Origin of the sequence: Mesorhizobium sp. M7A.F.Ca.US.005.03.1.1 (genome assembly GCF_003997975.1) — a bacterium.
GTDB classification, from domain to species: Bacteria; Pseudomonadota; Alphaproteobacteria; order Rhizobiales; family Rhizobiaceae; genus Mesorhizobium; species Mesorhizobium ciceri.
The window spans coordinates 28,794-45,675 of record NZ_RZRO01000006.1 but is presented as its reverse complement, the minus strand read 5'-3'; the positions used below and the strand labels follow the sequence as shown (position 1 = coordinate 45,675).

The following is a 16,882-nucleotide window of genomic DNA, read 5'->3' as shown; positions in this document are numbered from 1 at the left end:
CTCCAGCACAAGCGTGAGCGCCAGGCCGCCCCCCTCTGTCCTGCCGGACCCGGCCCTTCGCTGTCGCTCCGGGCGTTCGTCGTTCGGAAAGCCAAGCAATTGGCTTTCCGTCCGCTGCGCGGACCACTCCTCACCCCCCGCAGGGGCGCGATTGCGCTATCGCTGAGCGTGTAGCATGCACTTCGGTCCCCACCTCCTCCTCGCCGCCCTCGAAGGCCTCGTCACCTCAGCCGTGCTGGCGCTGACCGCGCTCGGCCTGTCCTTGGTGTTCGGCGTCATGCGGGTGGTCAATGTCGCGCATGGTGAGTTCTTCATGCTGGGCGCCGTGCTCGCCTGGGCGATCACCACAGCCATTGGCGGCCACCCCGCGCTCGGCTTCCTGGCCGCACTTGTGATTGCTCCGCTGATCGTCGGCGCCATTGCGCTGGTCGCCGAACGGCTGGTGCTGCGCCGGCTCAACTACAATCCGGAAGCCACCATCGTCGCCACCATCGGCATGCTTTACATCATCCAGCAGCTGGCGCTGACCTTCTACGGTCCGGAGGCGCGGCCGGTGGAGCCGCCGTTCAGCTACCGTATCCTTTTGCCGTGGTTCGGCTACTCCGGCTACAAACTGTCTGTCATCGCCGCCTCCGCGCTGCTGCTCACCGCGACATGGCTGGTGCTGACGCGCACCAGGATCGGCCTCGTCATGCGCGCCACGCAGTATGACAGCGAGACGGCGCAGGCCTTCGGCATCCCCGTCGGCCGCGTCTATGGCGGCGTCTTCGCGCTTGGCGCCATGCTGGCGGCCATTGCCGCAGTGCTGATCGTGCCGATCAGCCAGGCGCATTATCTGATGGGGCAGGACCCGCTGCTGCTCTCCTTCATCGTCGTCATCATCGGCGGCCTCGGCTCGCTGCGCGGCACGGTCGTCGCCGCCGTGCTGATCGGTCTCTCCGACGGCATCATCTCGATGTTCTTCTCGCCGACGCTGGCCAAGATCATCGCCACGCTGCTGGTCGCCATGGTGCTGGTGTTCCGTCCGCAAGGCTTGTTCGGGACGAGGTCGCGATGAGCGAAGCTTCGCCGGTAAAAGCCTATGCCCTGCATCTCGGCGTCGTCGGGCTGCTTTTCGTGCTGAGCTTCCTGCTGCCGGAATACTATCACGGCCTGCTCGCCCGCATCATGGTGCTGGCGGTGTTCGCCATGGGCTACAACATGCTGTTCGGCTATGTCGGCCTGCTCAGCCTCGGCCATGCCATGTTCTTTGCCGCCGGGCTCTATGGCGCCGGCCTTGCAGTCATCCAGCTCGGCTGGAGCGTACCAGCGGCGTTCGCCGCCGGGCTTGCCTGTGGTGTTGTTGTGTCACTCGTGATCGGCCTGCTGGCGCTGCGCACCACGGGCGTCGCCTTCATGATCGTCACCATGATGTTCGCGCAAGTGTTCTACCTCCTCATCCTCTACTTCGCGACGTGGACCGGCGGCGACCAGGGCATGGTCGTGACGCAGCCGGCCCGTGTGCTCACCTTCGGCGCGACGTCGCTCGAGCTCACCAATCCGACCGTTCGCTACATGACGGCGCTGGCGCTGTTTTCGATCGTGCTTCTCGTCACATTGGCCATCGTCCGCTCCCGGTATGGCCGCGTGCTGGTCGCCATCCGCGAGAACGAAGAGCGGACGAAGATGCTGGGATACGACACTTTCTCCAACAAGCTCGCCGCCGTCGTCATCTCCGGCATCATCTGCGCCGGCTCGGGTGCCGCCTATGCGCTGCTGTTCGGCTATGTCGGATCGAGCTTCGCGTCGGTGCAGTATTCGATCCTGCCGCTGCTGTGGGTGCTGCTGGGCGGTGCTGCAACAACGCTCGGGCCGCTGATCGGCACGCTGTTCATGTACTATGTCATCGATATCACCAGCGGCTACACCTCCGCCTATCTGCTGATTGTGGGCATCGCGCTGATCCTGCTTGTGCTGTTTTTCCCCAAAGGCATTCTGGGCAGCATTAGGCAGCGCTGGCTCGGGTGGCTGCCATGATGCCGCTTTTGACCACCAAGGGCCTTTCTCGCGACTTCGGCGGCCTGCGTGCCGTCGACCGTGTGGATTTCTCCTTGATGCCGGGCGAAATCCGCGCCGTGATCGGCCCCAATGGAGCGGGGAAGACCACCTTCGTCAGCCTGGTCAGCGGCCGCATCCAGCCGTCTGCCGGCATGATCGTCTTCGACGGCGCCGACATCACCAATCTGCCTGCCTATGTCAGGGTCCGCAGGGGGATCGCCTACACCTTCCAGCTCACCAGCGTCTATGCCAACCTGTCCGTCTACGCCAACGTCGCGCTGCCCGCGCAACTGACGCTGCGGCATGGCAGCCATTCCAGGAGCGCGATACAGGCCGCTGTCATGACCGCACTCGAACGCACCGGCCTGGCCGATCGCGCCCACATGCCGGCCGGGCAGTTGTCCTACGGCCATCAGCGCCTGCTGGAAGTGGCGATGGGCCTGGCGCTGAAGCCGCGCCTGCTGATCCTCGACGAGCCGACGCAAGGGCTGGCCGACAGCGAGATCGACAATTTCATCACCCTGGTGCGCGAGATCGCCAAGAACGCCACCGTGCTTCTGATCGAGCACAACATGCCTGTCGTCATGCAACTGGCCGACCGCATCACGGTCTTCAATGCCGGCAAGATCCTCGCCGAAGGCACGCCCGAAGCGATCCGCGAAAACGCGGCGGTGCAGGAAGCCTATTTGGGGACTGCCCCATGACCGAGGCAAACCAGGCCGAGGCCACGCCTCAAGCACTCACCATTTCGGGGCTCGACTGCTTCTATGGCGAGGTCCAGGTACTCTATGGCCTCGACCTGGTGCTGAACAAAGGCGAGGTGCTGTGCCTGTTCGGCCGCAATGGAGCCGGCAAGACGACGACACTCAAGGCCATCATGGGGCTGGTCCCCTCGAGCGCCGGCTCGATCAGGCTCGATGGCAAGGAGTTGACCGGCCTGCCGGCGCATGAGGTGCCCAAGGCCGGCGTCGCCTATGTGCCGCAGGGAAGGCGACTGTTCGCCGAAATGACGGTGGCGGAAAACATCGAGATCGGCCTGATGGCGCGCGGCAAAGGCAAGGCGACGCGTGAAAACGTGCTCGACCTCTTTCCATTGCTGCGCCAGCGGCTGCGGCAGCGTTCCGGCACACTGTCCGGCGGCGAACAGCAGATGCTGGCGATGGCGCGTGCACTCTGCCTCGAACCGCAGGTGCTATTGCTCGACGAGCCGACCGAAGGGCTGATGCCGTCGATGATCGCCAAGATCCGCGAGACGGTGTCGACGCTGCGTGACATGGGCGTGTCGACCATCCTGGTCGAACAACGGGTCGATGCGGTGCTTTCTGTCGCCGACCGCGTTGCCTTCGTCGAAAACGGCCGCAACCGCGAGACGGTCGATGTCCAAGAACTGCGCGCCGATCCGTCAGCGGTGCGCCGTTATGTCGGCGTGGGTTGATCAGCCGAAGAACAGAAAACCCGCTATCAAAAATGTCGGGATTAGCACCAGGCCCGACCATGCCATATAGCCAAAAAAGCCCGGCATCTTCACGCCGCGATGTCGGGCGATGGCGTAGACCATGAAATTCGGCGCATTGCCGATATAGGTGTTGGCGCCCATGAACACGGCGCCGGCCGAGATCGCGGCAAGCGTCGAAGCGAACTCCATCATCAGGTGCCGGGGGTCACCGCCGGCAAGCTCGAAGAACACCAGATAAGTCGGCGCATTGTCGAGGAAGGATGACAGCGCCCCGGTCAGCCAGAAATAGGCGAGATCGTTGGGCTGGCCGGAGGAAGAACTCACAAGCGACACCAGCGGCGCCAGCGCACCCTCACGGCCTGCCCTGAGGATGGCGATGACCGGCACGATGCAGATGAAGATGCCGGCAAACAATTTGGCCACCTCTGCTATCGGACCCCAGTTGAAGCCATTGGCCTCGCGGTATTCCTTGCGCGAAATGACAAGTGAAACGAGGGCGAGCGCCAGGATCATGGCGTCGCGCACCAGGTTCTGCAGTTCCAGGCTGACGCCGAACACGGAGAAGCTGACGCCCGGCTTCCAAGCCGCCGATAGCAGGATGGCGACGATCACCCCCGCCAGGAGCGGAAGGTTGGCCAGGCCGCGCAGGCGCACCTTGGTATCCGGTGTCGGGTCCTTGATCTTCGGCGCGCCAGCCTCGCGCCGGTGCAGGATGATGTCGATCACCAGAAAAATGCCCAGGACGACACCGCCGACGAACAGCGTCTCGTGCCAGAGGTTCGTCGTCGTCCAGAAGAAGTCGACGCCGCGCAGGAAGCCGACGAACAGCGGCGGATCGCCAAGCGGCGTCAGCGAGCCGCCGATGTTGGACACCAGGAAGATGAAGAAGATGACGACATGGGCGTTGAACGGCCTGTTATCGTTGGCGCGGATGATCGGCCGGATCAGGATCATCGAGGCACCGGTCGTGCCGATCACCGAGGCCAGCAGCGCGCCGACCAGCAGCAGGCCGGCATTCACCAGCGGCGTGCCGTGAATGTTGCCGGCAAGGAGAATGCCGCCGGAAATGGTGAACAGCGCAAACAGCAGGATGATGAACGACATGTATTCGGTGAGCAACGCATGCAGTACCGCTTCGGTCGCTGTGGGGACACCGAAGGCGACCGCCAGCGGCAGGACCACCAGAGCGCCCCAAAGGGCCGCGATCTTGCCGTAGTGATGCTCCCAGACATGAAGAAACAGCAGCGGACCAGTGGCGATCGACAACAGCAGCCCGGCAAAGGGCAGCGCCCACCACAGCGACATCGAAGCGCCGGGCAGGCCGTGTTCCTCCGCCCCGAAAGCCTGTGCCGGAAACAGCACGGCCACGACGATTGCCGCTTTCGTCGCGACCCACAAAAAGCCCCTCTTGTGCCTCACGATCCGTCAGTCCGACAAAGGGTCTTCGAGCCTCACGCCGGCGTCGCGCATGCGCTGCAGCATGGCATTGAGCGAACCGTTGAGATCGATGCCGCGGCAGGCATCCAGCCGCACTGTGGTTTTGAAGCCCTGGCTGACGGCATCCAGCGCCGAAAAGCCGACGCAGAAATCGGTCGCCAGCCCGACCAGGGTCAGCGTGTCGATGCCGCGCTCCCGGAGGTAGCCGGCAAGGCCGGTCTGGGTCGTGCGGTCGTTCTCGAAGAAGGCCGAGTAGCTGTCGATATCAGGCCGAAATCCCTTGCGAATGACGAGCTCGGCCTTGGTCCAGGCGAGGCCGGAATGGAAATCCGAGCCCAGGCTGCCCTGGATACAGTGGTCCGGCCACAGCGTCTGCTGGCCGTACGGCATTTCGATCATGGTGAAGGGCTGCGCGCCCGGATGGCTGGAAGCAAAGCTGGAGTGACCGGCGGGATGCCAGTCCTGCGTCAGCACGACATGGTCGGTTCGCCGGATCAGGTCGTTGACCAGCGGCACGATCTCGTCGCCGCCGGCAACCGCCAGCGCGCCGCCGGGACAAAAATCGTTCTGCAGGTCGATGACGACAAGCGCTTCGTCGGCCATGGGCTTTCCTCTTCCGTATGCAGGCTCCAGTGGAAAATGCCGCTGACGCGACCGGACGCAGAAACTTGACCAGATGGCCGGCCGCGTCAACCTCTCGAGCCATAACAAATGCGTGCCGGCGGCGCCGCGGCAAACTCCGGCTTTGACAAATCCTGCCAGCTTGATATCATTTGCATACGAATGAATTTTCCGACCCCTGTGCTGGAAGGATCTTTCGAAGTACCAGCTCTGGAAGGCCTCTTTTCGGGAAGGCAAAGCGTGATCCGTTACGCGAAACCCACCTCGGTCGACGAAGCGCTCGCTTTGCTTGGCGAGGGCGCCTGGCGCATCCTTGCCGGCGGCACCGATTTCTATCCGGCACAGGGCAGCAAACCGATCCGCGACAATGTTCTCGACGTTAACGGCCTGGCGGCGCTTTGCGGCATTGCCGAGACGAGCGACCATTTCGTCATCGGCGCGCGCACGACCTGGACCGACATCGTCCGCCATCCCTTGCCGCCGGCCTTCGAGGCGCTGAAGCAGGCGGCGCGAGAGGTCGGCTCGGCGCAGATCCAGAACGTCGCCTCGGTCGCCGGCAATCTCTGCAACGCCTCGCCTGCCGCCGACGGCGTGCCGGCCCTGCTCGTCCTCGACGCCGAGGTCGAGCTGCGCTCGGTGGCAGCGACGCGGCACCTGCCGTTGCAGGACTTCATTCTCGGCAACCGCCGCACGGCTCTGCTGCCCGGCGAGATGGTCACGGCGATCCGCGTGCCGAAGCCCAGCGGCACGTCGGCTTTCGTCAAGCTCGGCGCCCGGCGCTATCTCGTCATTTCCATTGCCATGGTGGCAGCACGTCTGGCCGTCGACAATGGCACCGTCCGGCAAGCGGCGGTCGCGGCCGGCTCCTGTTCGGTGGTGGCCAAGCGGCTGGCCGGCGTCGAAGCCGCGTTGTGCGGGCTGCCGGTGGATGGCGAGCTTGCCGATGCGGTCCTGTCCGCGCCGATGAGCGAACTGTCGCCGATCGCCGATGTGCGCGGCAGCGCCGAATACCGGCTCGATGCGGTGCGCGAGATTGTTGCCCGCGCCGTGCTTGCGGCTGTGGGGCGGACGACTGGCGAAGAGGTGGCGGCATGAGCCAGGTTCAACCTGACGTGCGTGAAGCAGTGCCCGACCTGGGCGCCGTTCGGCCTGCTCGCGGCCCGGAGCGCGTTGACATCGCCTTCGAGGTCAATGGCAGCGTCGTATCGGTCAATGTGCCGCCGCTGCGCCGGCTGTCCCTGGTGCTGCGCGACGAACTGGGGCTGACCGGCACCAAGGTCGGCTGCGATGCCGGCGATTGCGGCGCCTGTACGGTGCTGGTCGACGGCGATCCCGTCTGCGCCTGCCTGATGTCGGCGGCGTCCGCTGCCGGCGCATCGGTGACGACCGTGGAAGGGCTTGCCAACGGCCGGCTGTCGGCGTTGCAGGCCTCTTTCCTCGCCCATGGCGCTGCGCAGTGCGGGATTTGCACGCCGGCGCTGCTGGTCGCGGCGACGGCGTTGCTGGAGAAGAAGGCGAGCCCCACCGAGGTCGAGGTACAGGACGCGCTCGGCGGAATTCTGTGCCGCTGCACCGGCTACCGGAAGATCATTGCCGCAGTGATGGATGCCTCCCTGCAGGCAGCAAGCCTGGATTTCCGCTTGCCCCGGTCAGGCCACGCGATCGGTTCCTCGCCCATCCGGCTCGACGGCGTGCCGAAGGTCACCGGGGCTGAGAAATTCGGCGGCGATTCTTTCCCCGCCGATGCGCTGGCCGTGCTGGTGGTCCGCTCTCCGCATTACCACGCCAGCTTCGCCTTCGGTGACCTCGATGGCTGGGCGAAGGCACATCCCGGTGTCGCCTGCGTCTTCACCGCCGCCGACATTCCGGGAAAAAACTGTTTCGGCGTCATCGGCCCCTTCGCCGACCAGCCGGCACTGGCCGAAGGGTTTGCCCGCCTTCGCGGTGAGGCGGTGGCGTTGGTCGCTGGCGAGCGCGAGGCGATGCTCGATATCGACCTCTCGGATTTTCCGATCCGCTGGACCGAATTGCCGCATGTTCTCCAATCCTGCGAAGCGCGCGCCGGCGGTGCCAAGCTCATCCATGAGAACAGACCGGCAAACCTGCTGACCTCCGGCTTCGTCGAACGCGGCGATCCGGAAGGGGCCCTTGCCGGTGCAGCGTTCACGGTGTCCGGCGTCATCGACACCTCCTATGTCGAGCACGCCTATATCGAACCGGAAGCCGGCTATGCCTATGTGGACGGCGACACGCTGGTCGTCGTCGCCTGCACCCAGGCGCCCTATATGGACCGCGACGAGACGGCGAAGGTGCTCGGCCTTGCCGTCGACAAGGTGCGCATCGTGCCGACCGCGACCGGCGGCGGTTTCGGCTCGAAGCTCGACGTCTCGCTGCAGCCGCTGATCGGCCTTGTGGCGATGAAGACAGGGCGGCCGGCGGCACTTGCCTACACCCGCACCGAATCGATGATGTCGACCACCAAGCGCCATCCGGCCGAGATGAAGGCGACCATCGGCGCCGATGCCGACGGCCTTGTCACCGGCATGATTTTTGAAGGCAATTTCAACACCGGCGCCTATGCAAGCTGGGGCCCTACCGTGGCCAACCGCGTGCCGGTGCACGCCTCCGGACCCTACGCGACGCCGAACTACCGCGCCGAAGGCCGCGCCATCCATACGCATGGGCCGATCTCCGGCGCCTTCCGCGGCTTCGGCGTGCCGCAAGCGACGATCATGCAGGAGACCCTCTATGATGAGCTGGCCGGCAAGCTCGGCATGGACAGGCTCGATTTTCGCTTGAAGAATTGCCTTCGTAACGGCTCCGAAACGGTCACAGGACAGCTTCTGGACTCCGGCGTCGGCATTGCCGAATGCCTCGAATCGCTGCGGCCGCACTGGGCGCGCGCGGCGGCCGATGCGGAGGCATTCAACAGTGGCAACACAGATAGAAAGCGCGGCGTCGGCGTCGCGTCCTGCTGGTATGGCTGCGGCAACACCTCGCTGCCCAATCCGTCGACCATTCGGGTCGGCATCGCGGCCGACGGCACGGTCATCCTGCACCAGGGCGCGGTCGATATCGGCCAGGGTTCGAACACGGTCATCGCCCAGATCTGCGCCGACGCGCTCGGCCTGCCGCTGGAGAGATTCCAGCTGAAGAGCGCCGATACATCAATTACTCCCGATGCCGGCAAGACATCGGCCTCGCGCCAGACCTTCGTCACCGGCAAGGCGGCCGAGAAGGCCGGCCGCGCCTTGCGTGAAAAGATCCTGCGTTTCGCCAATGTTTCGGAAAAAGCCGCTCTCCAACTCGACGGCCCGGCGATCGTCATCCGCGAAGGCGAAGCCACCCGCCGCATTGATCTCACGACGTTGGACCTGGATGCCGAGGGCTTCGTCTTCCGCGCCGAGGAGAGCTACGACCCGCCGACGCTGCCCCTCGATGCCAAGGGCCAGGGCAAACCCTACGCCGTTTACGGCTATGGCGCGCAGATTGCCGAGTTGGAGGTCGATCTCAAGCTCGGCACGGTGAAGCTGATCAAGATCACCGCCGCGCATGATGTGGGCAAGGCGATCAACCCGCTGCTGGCCGAAGGCCAGATCGAAGGCGGTATCGCGCAAGGCATCGGCATGGCGCTGATGGAAGAGTACATCCCCGGCCGCACGGAGAATCTGCACGATTATCTCATCCCGACCATTGGCGACGTGCCGCCGATCGAGACCATCCTGATAGAAGTTCCGGATCCGGAAGGACCCTTTGGGGCCAAGGGTTTGGGCGAGCATGTGCTGATCCCGACGGCGCCGGCAATCCTCAACGCCATCCGCCACGCCACCGGCGTTCTGATCACCAAGGTTCCGGCGACGCCGACGCGTATCCGCGCTGGCATCCGCGAAAAAGATGGCATCCGCGAAAAGGAAGCACGCCGATGAGCGAGCTTGCCGAACGCTTCGAGACCCATGATCCCGGCGAGAAGCTGGTGGCGGAGAAGATCCGCTGCGATGCCTGTCCGGTGATGTGCTACATCGCTGATGGTCGCACCGGCGCCTGCGACCGCTACGGCAATGTCGGCGGCAGGATCGTGCGGATGGACCCGCTGACCATCCTCGACCATGCGGCCGAGGCCGGCGCGGCAATCGTGCCCTTCGTCGCGGAGGGCGAACAATGGGACGGCGAACTGGTCAACACCGGCCGCCGCTTCGTCACCGCAATCGGCGCCGGCACCACCTATCCCGACTACAAGCCGGCGCCGTTCATCGTCAGCCAGGAAGTCGAAGGCGTCGATCTCGTCACCGTCGTCACGGAAGGCATTTTTTCGTACTGCGGCGTCAAGGTGAAGATCGACACCGACCGGCATATCGGACCCGAGACGGCTATTGTGCGATCGCAAGGCGAGGCAATCGGCCATGTCACGACGGGCGAGTATGGCTCGCAGATGCTGTCGCTGGGCGGCGTGCATCATCTGACCGGCGGCTCGAAGGCCGAAGGACGCGCCACCTGCGACGCGCTGCTCAATCTGTGCAACCGCAAGCCGGTGGAACTGGCCATCGACGGCGGCGCCGCCATAACAGTCGAAGCCGGCAAAGCGCCTGTCATCGACGGCAAGCAGGAACATCGCATGCGCGTCGGCTGCGGCTCGGCGACCATCGGCATGTTCGCCACGCAATGGCGCGGCCTTGTCGACGAGGTGGTGGTGGTCGACGACCACATCACCGGCGTCGTTTCCGAGCATCAGGCCGGCAAGGTGCTGGGCTGGCAGGACACAGGGATAAAGATCCTCGGCCGCCGTTCGACGCCGGGCCGCTATTTCAAGGTGTCTGAGCCAGGCCTCGGCTGGGGCGGCACCAGCATTTCAGACCCGCTGTCGATCCTTGGCGAGTGGAACGCCAAGAAGGGTGCGCGGCCGGGCCTGTCGCTGCTGATGGTTTCGACCACCGGCGAGCAATTCGCCTATTACGAGCTCGACGACGAGTTGAAGCCGGTGCAAAAACCGTTTCCGGAACGGCTGCAAAAATCGGTCGGCCTGATCGAGGACAATTGCGAGCCGGCTTTGTGCACGGTGCTGTTCATCGGCGGCGCCGGCGGTTCGCTGCGCGCCGGCGTCACCGAAAACCCGGTCAATCTCACCCGCTCGGTTCAGGGCCTGACCACCTATGTCACGGTCGGCGGTGCGCCGGTCTATGTCTGGCCGGGCGGCGGCATCACGCTGATGGTCGATGTCACACGGGTGCCGGAAGGCGCCTTCGGCTATGTGCCTACACCGGCGCTGGTGGCGCCGATCGAATTCACGCTGCGCCGCGACGACTATGTCAGGCTCGGCGGGTACGAGGCGGAGATCCGCAGCGTCGAGGATATTGTCGCAAAAGGCGGTGAGTACCTGAATCCGCGCCGCGGCACAGGCGCCGAAGCCAACAATCCATGGCCGCCACTCGCGCAGCTACGTCGTGCCGGCTCGAACGGGGCCGGGTGATGCAAGGCCCGCAAGCCCATTGGCTGCAGGACGGCAAGCGGCTGCATCTCAACCACGGGCCGATCGACCTGATCGTCGAGGTTTTTGGTGAGGCGGATGAATGCCGCCGAGCCTATGAACAGGCCATAGCGCGGTTCCAGACGATCCTGGTGGAGCTGGTCGAGGAACTCCCCGAATTGCGGCTGCCGGCGTTTTTCCTGGCGCCGCGCACCTTCGCCGGCCCGACGGCGCGCCGCATGGAGGCAGCCGTCATGCCCCTGGCGGAATGCTTTATAACTCCGATGGCGGCCGTCGCGGGATCGGTAGCCGACGAAATGCTCGCCGCATTGCTTGCCGGTCGCAAGATCGAGCGCGCCTATGTCAACAATGGCGGCGACTGCGCGCTCCATATCGGCAAGGGCCAGTCGATGGGTCTGGCGGTAGCCGGTACCGGCAACGGCATGGCCGACCGGATCACGATCCGCGCGGAAGATGGCGTTCGCGGCGTCGCCACCAGCGGTTGGCGTGGCCGCTCCTTCTCGCTTGGCATTGCCGACGCCGTCACCGTGCTGGCGCGGACCGGCGCCGAAGCCGATGCGGCGGCGACGCTCATCGCCAACGCGGTGGACCTGCCCGGCAATCCCGCCATCAAGCGCATTTCCGCACACGAACTGTCGCCCGACAGCGATCTCGGCTCGCGGCTGGTGACGCAAGGCGTCGGCACGCTTGCCCTTGGCGAAGTGGCGCGCGCGCTGGACAATGGCCTTGCCGTCGCCGAAGATTTTCGCCGGCGGGGGCTTATTGCCGGGTCGGCGCTGTTTCTCGGCGGCGAGATCCGCATCAGTGGCTCGGTTGCGCTGGCCGCGCCCAACGAAACTTCGAGGGAGGAAGTTGCCCATGCCTGAGTTTCCGATCCGCAAGATCGCGGTTCTGACCGAAGAGATCTTTCACGAGGGCGGGCCGGTGGCCAAGGTGCCGCGCCGCCGTGCCGCCGCCATGGCGCTGGTAAAGAACCCGTTCGCCGGGCGCTATGTCGAGGAGCTGCAGAGCGCCATGGACGATCTCAAGCCGCTCGGCCTGCTGCTCGCCGACCGGCTGATCGCGGCGCTCGGCGGCGACGTCAAGCAGATCGACGGCTACGGCAAAGGCGCCATTGTCGGCACCGCAGGTGAGCTGGAACACGGCGCGCTCTGGCATGTGCCCGGCGGCTACGCCATGCGCGAGCGGCTCGGCGACGCCAAGGCGATCGTGCCGTCGGCCAAGAAGGTCGGCGCTTTCGGTTCGAAGCTCGACGTGCCGCTCGGCCACATCAACGCCGCCTATGTGCGCAGCCATTTCGACGCCATGGAAGTCGGCATGTCCGATGGTCCGCGCCCCGACGAGATCCTGTTCTGCCTCGCCATGACTTGTGGCCCGCGCATCCACGATCGCATGGGTGGTCTCGCGGCCGATGACATCAAAGCCTGGGATGGGCTGCGGTGAGCGGCGAGGACAATCTGCTCAAGCTGGTCGAGGTCGAGGCGCCGGACGACCAGGGTTACCTGCTGCAGGAGCAGGTCGGCTTCATCCTGCGCAAGGCGCATCAGCGCCATGTCGCGATCTTTGCCGCGCATATCGGCGATCTGACGCCGCCGCAATTCGCGGCGTTGGCCAAGCTGCGTGACGTCGGCGAGACCTCGCAGAACCAGCTCGGCACGCTGATCGCTATGGATGCGGCGACGGTGAAGGGCGTCATCGACCGGCTGAAGGCGCGCGGCCTGGTCGAGCTTTCCAGGCACGAGGTCGACAAAAGACGGCTGCTGGTCAATCTGACCGCGGCAGGCCGCGATGCCATCGAGCGCCTGATCCCGCCGGCGCGCGAGATCACAAAGGAGACGCTGGCGCCGCTCTCGGCCAAGGAGATCGCCACCTTCATGAAGCTGCTGGTGAAGCTGGCTTAGACCCGCCGGGCGCCAAAGGAGGCACCCGGCAGGAAGTTTGCCTCAGAGGCCGTTGTCCTTCAGCACCTGGGCGGCGTTTTCCTTGGTGATCTTCTCGGTTGGTAGGGTAATGGTCTTTTCGACTTTCTCGCCGTTGAGGAACTTGATCGCCTGGCGCAGGCCTTCGGCACCGGGAGTGACATAGGTGAAGGTCGCCGTCAGCTCGCCCTTGTTCACCATCTGCACGCCTTCATTGGGCAGGCCGTCGATACCAATGAACTTGATGTCCTTCTCGCGGCCAACATCCTTGGCGGCGAGATAGGCGCCATAGGCCATCGGGTCGTTGTGGCCGTAGACGAGATCGATCTTCTCGTTGCTCTTCAGCGCGTTGGCCATCAGATTGTAGGCCTGGTCCTGCTTCCAGTCGCCCGATTGCTGGTCGAGCAGATATTTGATGCCCGGCTCCTTGTCGGTGAATTCGTGAAAGCCGTCATGGCGGTCATGCGCCGGCTGGGTGCCCATGCCGCCCCAGATCTCGACGACGTTGCCTGCAGCCTTGCCCTTGCCGCCCAGCAGTTCGACGGCATATTCGCCGGCCGCGCGGCCGATCAGCGCGTTGTCGCCGCCGACGAACTGCGTGTAGTCCTTGGTGTCGACATTGCGGTCGAGCACGAAGACCGGGATCTTGGCGTCGATCGCCTGCTGCACGACGCCGGTCAGGCCGGCCGATTCCTTCGGTGACACCAACAGCGCATCGACCTCCTGGCGGATCAGGTTCTCGACATCGGCGACCTGCTTTTCGGTCTTGTCCTCGCCGTCGGTGATGATCAGCTCGACCTCGGGGTGCTTGGCGGCTTCGGCCAGGATGTCCTTGTTGAACTGCGCGCGCCAGGGCTCGATGGTCGTCACCTGCGAGAAGCCGATCTTCCACTTCTTGTCCTGGGCATAGGCATTGCCGGTGGTCAGCAGCGCGGTGGTGGTCAGCAGTGCCGCGGTCACGGCGGCAAGCTTCAGCATGTCACGTCGTTTCATTTTTTGTTTCCTCCGAGATTGAGAGACGGTGTCTCTTGCGACGGCCGCTTTGCCGCGGCCGTTTCCTTGTGCGCCGATTGCCCGCCGGGCAGGCGCAGATAGGCCAGGAGATCACCGGCATTGCGCTCCTGCACGAGCACGGTGCCGATGATGATCATCCCCTTCAGCACCAGCTGAAGGTTCGAATTGATGTTGTGGAGCTGCAGGATGTTGGAGAGCAGACCGAAGATCAGCACGCCGCAGAACGTGCCGATGAGGCTGCCGCGCCCGCCCATCAGGCTGGTGCCGCCTATGACCACAGCGGCAATGGCGTCGAGCTCCAGCCCGGCGCCGGCATCCGGCTTGCCTTGCCGGTACTGCGCGACATAGAGCACGGCGGCAATGCCGGCGAGCAGCCCGGAGACGGCATAGGTGGCGATCTTGACGCGGCCGGCGGCGATGCCGGAGAGGCGCGCCGCCTCCTCGTTGCCGCCGATGGCATAGACATAGCGGCCGAACGGCGTGAAGCGCAGCACCGCGCCGTAGATCACGATGGCGCCGAGGAAGAACAGGCCCGGCATCGGGATGATGCCGAACACCAGCGAGCGCAGGATCTCGAAATCGGCGGTGGCGTTGGAGCCGGTATAGACCGGCAGCACCGCATTGTTCTGGCCGGCGGTCAGCCGTGCGATGCCGAGCGCCGTCACCATCATAGCCAGGGTGACGATGAAGGGCTGCAGCCGTCCGGCAACGATGATGAAGCCGTTGAGCGCGCCGAACAGCAAACCAACGCACGGCGCCACCAGCAGCACGCCGAGCACGCCGAATTTCGGCTCGATCTGCGGCAGCAGAAACCACAGCGACAGGCAGCACAAGACCACGCCGACGACGGCGGGCGTGATCAGGCCGCGAATCCCGTCCAGCCTGATCTCGCGGACGAGATCGGCGCCGGCACGGGACTTTGCCAGGTTCTGGAAGATGAAGCGGGTGACGACGAAACCGAGGCAAAGCGCCACCAGCGCGACGGTCGGCACGCCCAGCACGACGCCCGGCGTCACGCCTGGGACCGTCAGCAGCATGGCACAGACCACCGAGCAGATGGCCATCAGCGAGCCGACGGAGAGATCGATGCCGCCGGTGATGATGACAGCCGTCATGCCGGTGGCGATCAGCCCGGTGGTCGAGACCTGGCGCAGCACGTCGAGCAGGTTGCCGTAGGAGAGGAAGATGTTGTTGCCCTTGGAACTCATCGGCGAGCCCAGCACGCCGATCAGGAAGATGGCGATCAGGCCCCAATAGAGCTTGGTACGGGACAGGAGTTTCAGGGCAGTCATGCGGCTGGTCTCGATATGGTCCTGCGCGGGGCGGCGAGACGCATGATGGCCTCCTCGCTGGCCGCATCGCGGGAAAGAATGCCTGTCTGGCGGCCATCGGCCATCACCAGGATGCGGTCGGAGAGATGCAAAAGCTCCGGCAGTTCGGAGCTGATGACGGCGATGGCCAGTCCATCGCGCGCCAGCTTGAAGATCAGGTCGTAGATCTCGCGTTTGGCGCCGACATCGATGCCGCGCGTCGGCTCGTCCAGCAACAGCACCCTTGGCCTGGTCGCCAGCCACTTGCCGATGACGACCTTCTGCTGGTTGCCGCCGGACAGCGTGCCGGCAGGCTGGTCGATGTCCCGGCAGCGGATGCCGAGCGCCTTGACCGCCTGCCGCGCCAGCCCCTGCTCGGAGGCCAGCGAGCGGATGCCGAAGCGGGCCAGCGACCCGACCAGCGGCAGCGCGACATTGTCTGCGATCGAAGCCTGCAGATGCAGGCCTTGCGTCTTGCGGTCCTCGGTGACCAGTGCAATGCCCAGCCGCCTTGCGTCGCGGGGCGAACGGATATCCACAGGCCGGCCGTCGACCTGGATTTCGCCACCGGTGCGGCCATCGCTCGAGCCGAAGATCGCCTCCAGGATCTCGGTTCGGCCCGAACCCAGCAGCCCGCCAATGCCGAGGATCTCTCCGGCGGCAAGATCGAAGCCAACGCCGTCGATCACCGTGCGCCAGCCATGCGCATCGGGCTTCGACAGCGACAGGTTTTCGACCGAAAGCACAATGTTGCCGCCGGAGTGGCGCTCTTCCTGGGAGGAAGCGAGCAGGTTGCGTCCGACCATCGCCGAAATGATCGCATCTTCGTCCAGCCTGGCCATCGGCTCGGTCAGTACATGGCGCCCGTCGCGAAACACGGTGACGCGGCTGGCCAGATGCATGACCTCGTCGATGCGGTGCGAGATGTAGACGATGGCGACACCGCTCTCGGCAAGCTGGCGGATGATGCGGAACAGCCGCTGGCATTCGGCCGGCGACAGCGCCGAGGTCGGCTCGTCCATGATCAGGATGCGTGCCGACATCGACAGCGCCTTGGCGATCTCGACCAGCTGCTGCTCGCCGACACGCAGGGTACCGACGCGGGCTTGCGGATCGAGCTCGATGCCGAGCCGCTGCAACAAAGCGCCCGCCGCGCGGCTGCTTGCCTTGCGGTCGACAATCAGCCCGGCGATCAGCTTCTCGCGGCCAAGGAAGATGTTGTCGGCGACGCTGAGTTCGGGCACCAGGTTGAGCTCCTGATGAATGATGGCAATGCCGGCATCCTCGGCGTCGCGTACGCCAGCAAAATTGACAGGGTGGCCATCGACGCTGACCGTGCCTTCATAGCCGGTGTAGACGCCGGAGAGGATCTTCATCAGCGTCGACTTGCCGGCGCCGTTCTCGCCCATCAAGGCATGAACCTCGCCGCGCCGCAGCTCGAAGCCGACATCGACCAGGGCGGCGATGCCGCCGAAGCTCTTGGAAATATGCTCGGCGCTCAGAACGGTGTCCGACCGATCGGCAGCGCCGTGCTGCGGGGAAAGGGAACTGCTCTCTCGCATGACAATGGCGGCCTCCCTTCCGTCCTCGTCAACTTCCCGCAAAC

At 65.0% G+C, this 16,882-nt stretch carries 15 protein-coding genes; 10 read left to right on the top strand and 5 right to left on the bottom strand.

The window, feature by feature from the left end; translation table 11 throughout:
• Positions 1–175 precede the first annotated feature (175 nt).
• Genes EN990_RS04495 through EN990_RS04480 form a run of 4 tightly spaced genes read left to right on the top strand, consistent with a single transcriptional unit; the run spans position 176 to position 3,472 of the window.
• Positions 176–1,057: a branched-chain amino acid ABC transporter permease gene (locus tag EN990_RS04495; RefSeq protein WP_013528443.1), complete on the top strand. Its 882-nt coding sequence runs from the start codon at positions 176–178 to the stop codon at positions 1,055–1,057.
• A complete protein-coding gene (locus tag EN990_RS04490) occupies positions 1,054–2,016 on the top strand; it encodes a branched-chain amino acid ABC transporter permease (RefSeq protein ID WP_127369370.1) in 963 nt (320 codons plus the stop codon). The genes EN990_RS04495 and EN990_RS04490 overlap by 4 nt, the downstream gene beginning before the upstream one ends.
• Complete coding sequence (locus EN990_RS04485; protein ID WP_063169740.1) at positions 2,013–2,741, top strand: ABC transporter ATP-binding protein; 729 nt, start codon at positions 2,013–2,015, stop codon at positions 2,739–2,741. The genes EN990_RS04490 and EN990_RS04485 overlap by 4 nt, the downstream gene beginning before the upstream one ends.
• Positions 2,738–3,472: an ABC transporter ATP-binding protein gene (locus EN990_RS04480; protein ID WP_024502064.1), complete on the top strand. Its 735-nt coding sequence runs from the start codon at positions 2,738–2,740 to the stop codon at positions 3,470–3,472. The genes EN990_RS04485 and EN990_RS04480 overlap by 4 nt, the downstream gene beginning before the upstream one ends.
• On the opposite strand, the gene EN990_RS04475 is transcribed toward EN990_RS04480, so the two are convergent.
• On the bottom strand, positions 3,473–4,891 hold the full coding sequence (locus tag EN990_RS04475) for a sodium:proton antiporter (RefSeq protein WP_127369371.1): 1,419 nt from the start codon (positions 4,889–4,891) through the stop codon (positions 3,473–3,475).
• Between the two features lie 27 nt (positions 4,892–4,918).
• Positions 4,919–5,533 carry a bifunctional nicotinamidase/pyrazinamidase gene (gene pncA, locus EN990_RS04470; protein WP_013528448.1) on the bottom strand — a complete coding sequence of 205 codons (615 nt, stop codon included), beginning with the start codon at positions 5,531–5,533 and terminating at the stop codon, positions 4,919–4,921.
• Positions 5,534–5,791: 258 nt separating this feature from the next.
• Here pncA and EN990_RS04465 point away from each other — a divergent pair, with 258 nt between their 5' ends.
• The 6 genes from EN990_RS04465 to EN990_RS04440 are packed head-to-tail and all read left to right on the top strand — an operon-like array spanning position 5,792 to position 12,934.
• Positions 5,792–6,646 carry a xanthine dehydrogenase family protein subunit M gene (locus tag EN990_RS04465; protein WP_024502067.1) on the top strand — a complete coding sequence of 285 codons (855 nt, stop codon included), beginning with the start codon at positions 5,792–5,794 and terminating at the stop codon, positions 6,644–6,646.
• On the top strand, positions 6,643–9,477 hold the full coding sequence (locus EN990_RS04460; RefSeq protein ID WP_127384768.1) for a molybdopterin cofactor-binding domain-containing protein: 2,835 nt from the start codon (positions 6,643–6,645) through the stop codon (positions 9,475–9,477). Before EN990_RS04465 ends, EN990_RS04460 begins: the two co-directional genes overlap by 4 nt.
• Positions 9,474–11,015: a 6-hydroxynicotinate reductase gene (locus EN990_RS04455; RefSeq protein WP_127369497.1), complete on the top strand. Its 1,542-nt coding sequence runs from the start codon at positions 9,474–9,476 to the stop codon at positions 11,013–11,015. Before EN990_RS04460 ends, EN990_RS04455 begins: the two co-directional genes overlap by 4 nt.
• Positions 11,015–11,899 carry a thiamine biosynthesis protein ApbE gene (locus EN990_RS04450; protein WP_027161095.1) on the top strand — a complete coding sequence of 295 codons (885 nt, stop codon included), beginning with the start codon at positions 11,015–11,017 and terminating at the stop codon, positions 11,897–11,899. The genes EN990_RS04455 and EN990_RS04450 overlap by 1 nt, the downstream gene beginning before the upstream one ends.
• Positions 11,892–12,476, top strand: coding sequence for an amino acid synthesis family protein (locus tag EN990_RS04445; protein ID WP_024502071.1), 585 nt, complete (start codon positions 11,892–11,894; stop codon positions 12,474–12,476). Before EN990_RS04450 ends, EN990_RS04445 begins: the two co-directional genes overlap by 8 nt.
• Positions 12,473–12,934 (top strand): MarR family transcriptional regulator, encoded by a 462-nt coding sequence (locus tag EN990_RS04440; RefSeq protein WP_127368433.1) that lies wholly within the window; start codon positions 12,473–12,475, stop codon positions 12,932–12,934. Before EN990_RS04445 ends, EN990_RS04440 begins: the two co-directional genes overlap by 4 nt.
• A gap of 42 nt (positions 12,935–12,976) precedes the next feature.
• Here EN990_RS04440 and EN990_RS04435 read toward each other — a convergent pair whose 3' ends face one another.
• The 3 genes from EN990_RS04435 to EN990_RS04425 are packed head-to-tail and all read right to left on the bottom strand — an operon-like array spanning position 12,977 to position 16,838.
• The gene (locus EN990_RS04435) at positions 12,977–13,945 is read right to left on the bottom strand and encodes a substrate-binding domain-containing protein (RefSeq protein WP_013528455.1); all 969 of its coding nucleotides are present in this window, start codon (positions 13,943–13,945) and stop codon (positions 12,977–12,979) included.
• Positions 13,942–15,258 (bottom strand): ABC transporter permease, encoded by a 1,317-nt coding sequence (locus tag EN990_RS04430; RefSeq protein WP_013528456.1) that lies wholly within the window; start codon positions 15,256–15,258, stop codon positions 13,942–13,944. The genes EN990_RS04435 and EN990_RS04430 overlap by 4 nt, the downstream gene beginning before the upstream one ends.
• Positions 15,255–16,838, bottom strand: a complete 1,584-nt coding sequence (locus tag EN990_RS04425; RefSeq protein WP_127368432.1) for a sugar ABC transporter ATP-binding protein — start codon at positions 16,836–16,838, stop codon at positions 15,255–15,257. Before EN990_RS04425 ends, EN990_RS04430 begins: the two co-directional genes overlap by 4 nt.
• Between the last annotated feature and the right edge of the window lie 44 nt (positions 16,839–16,882).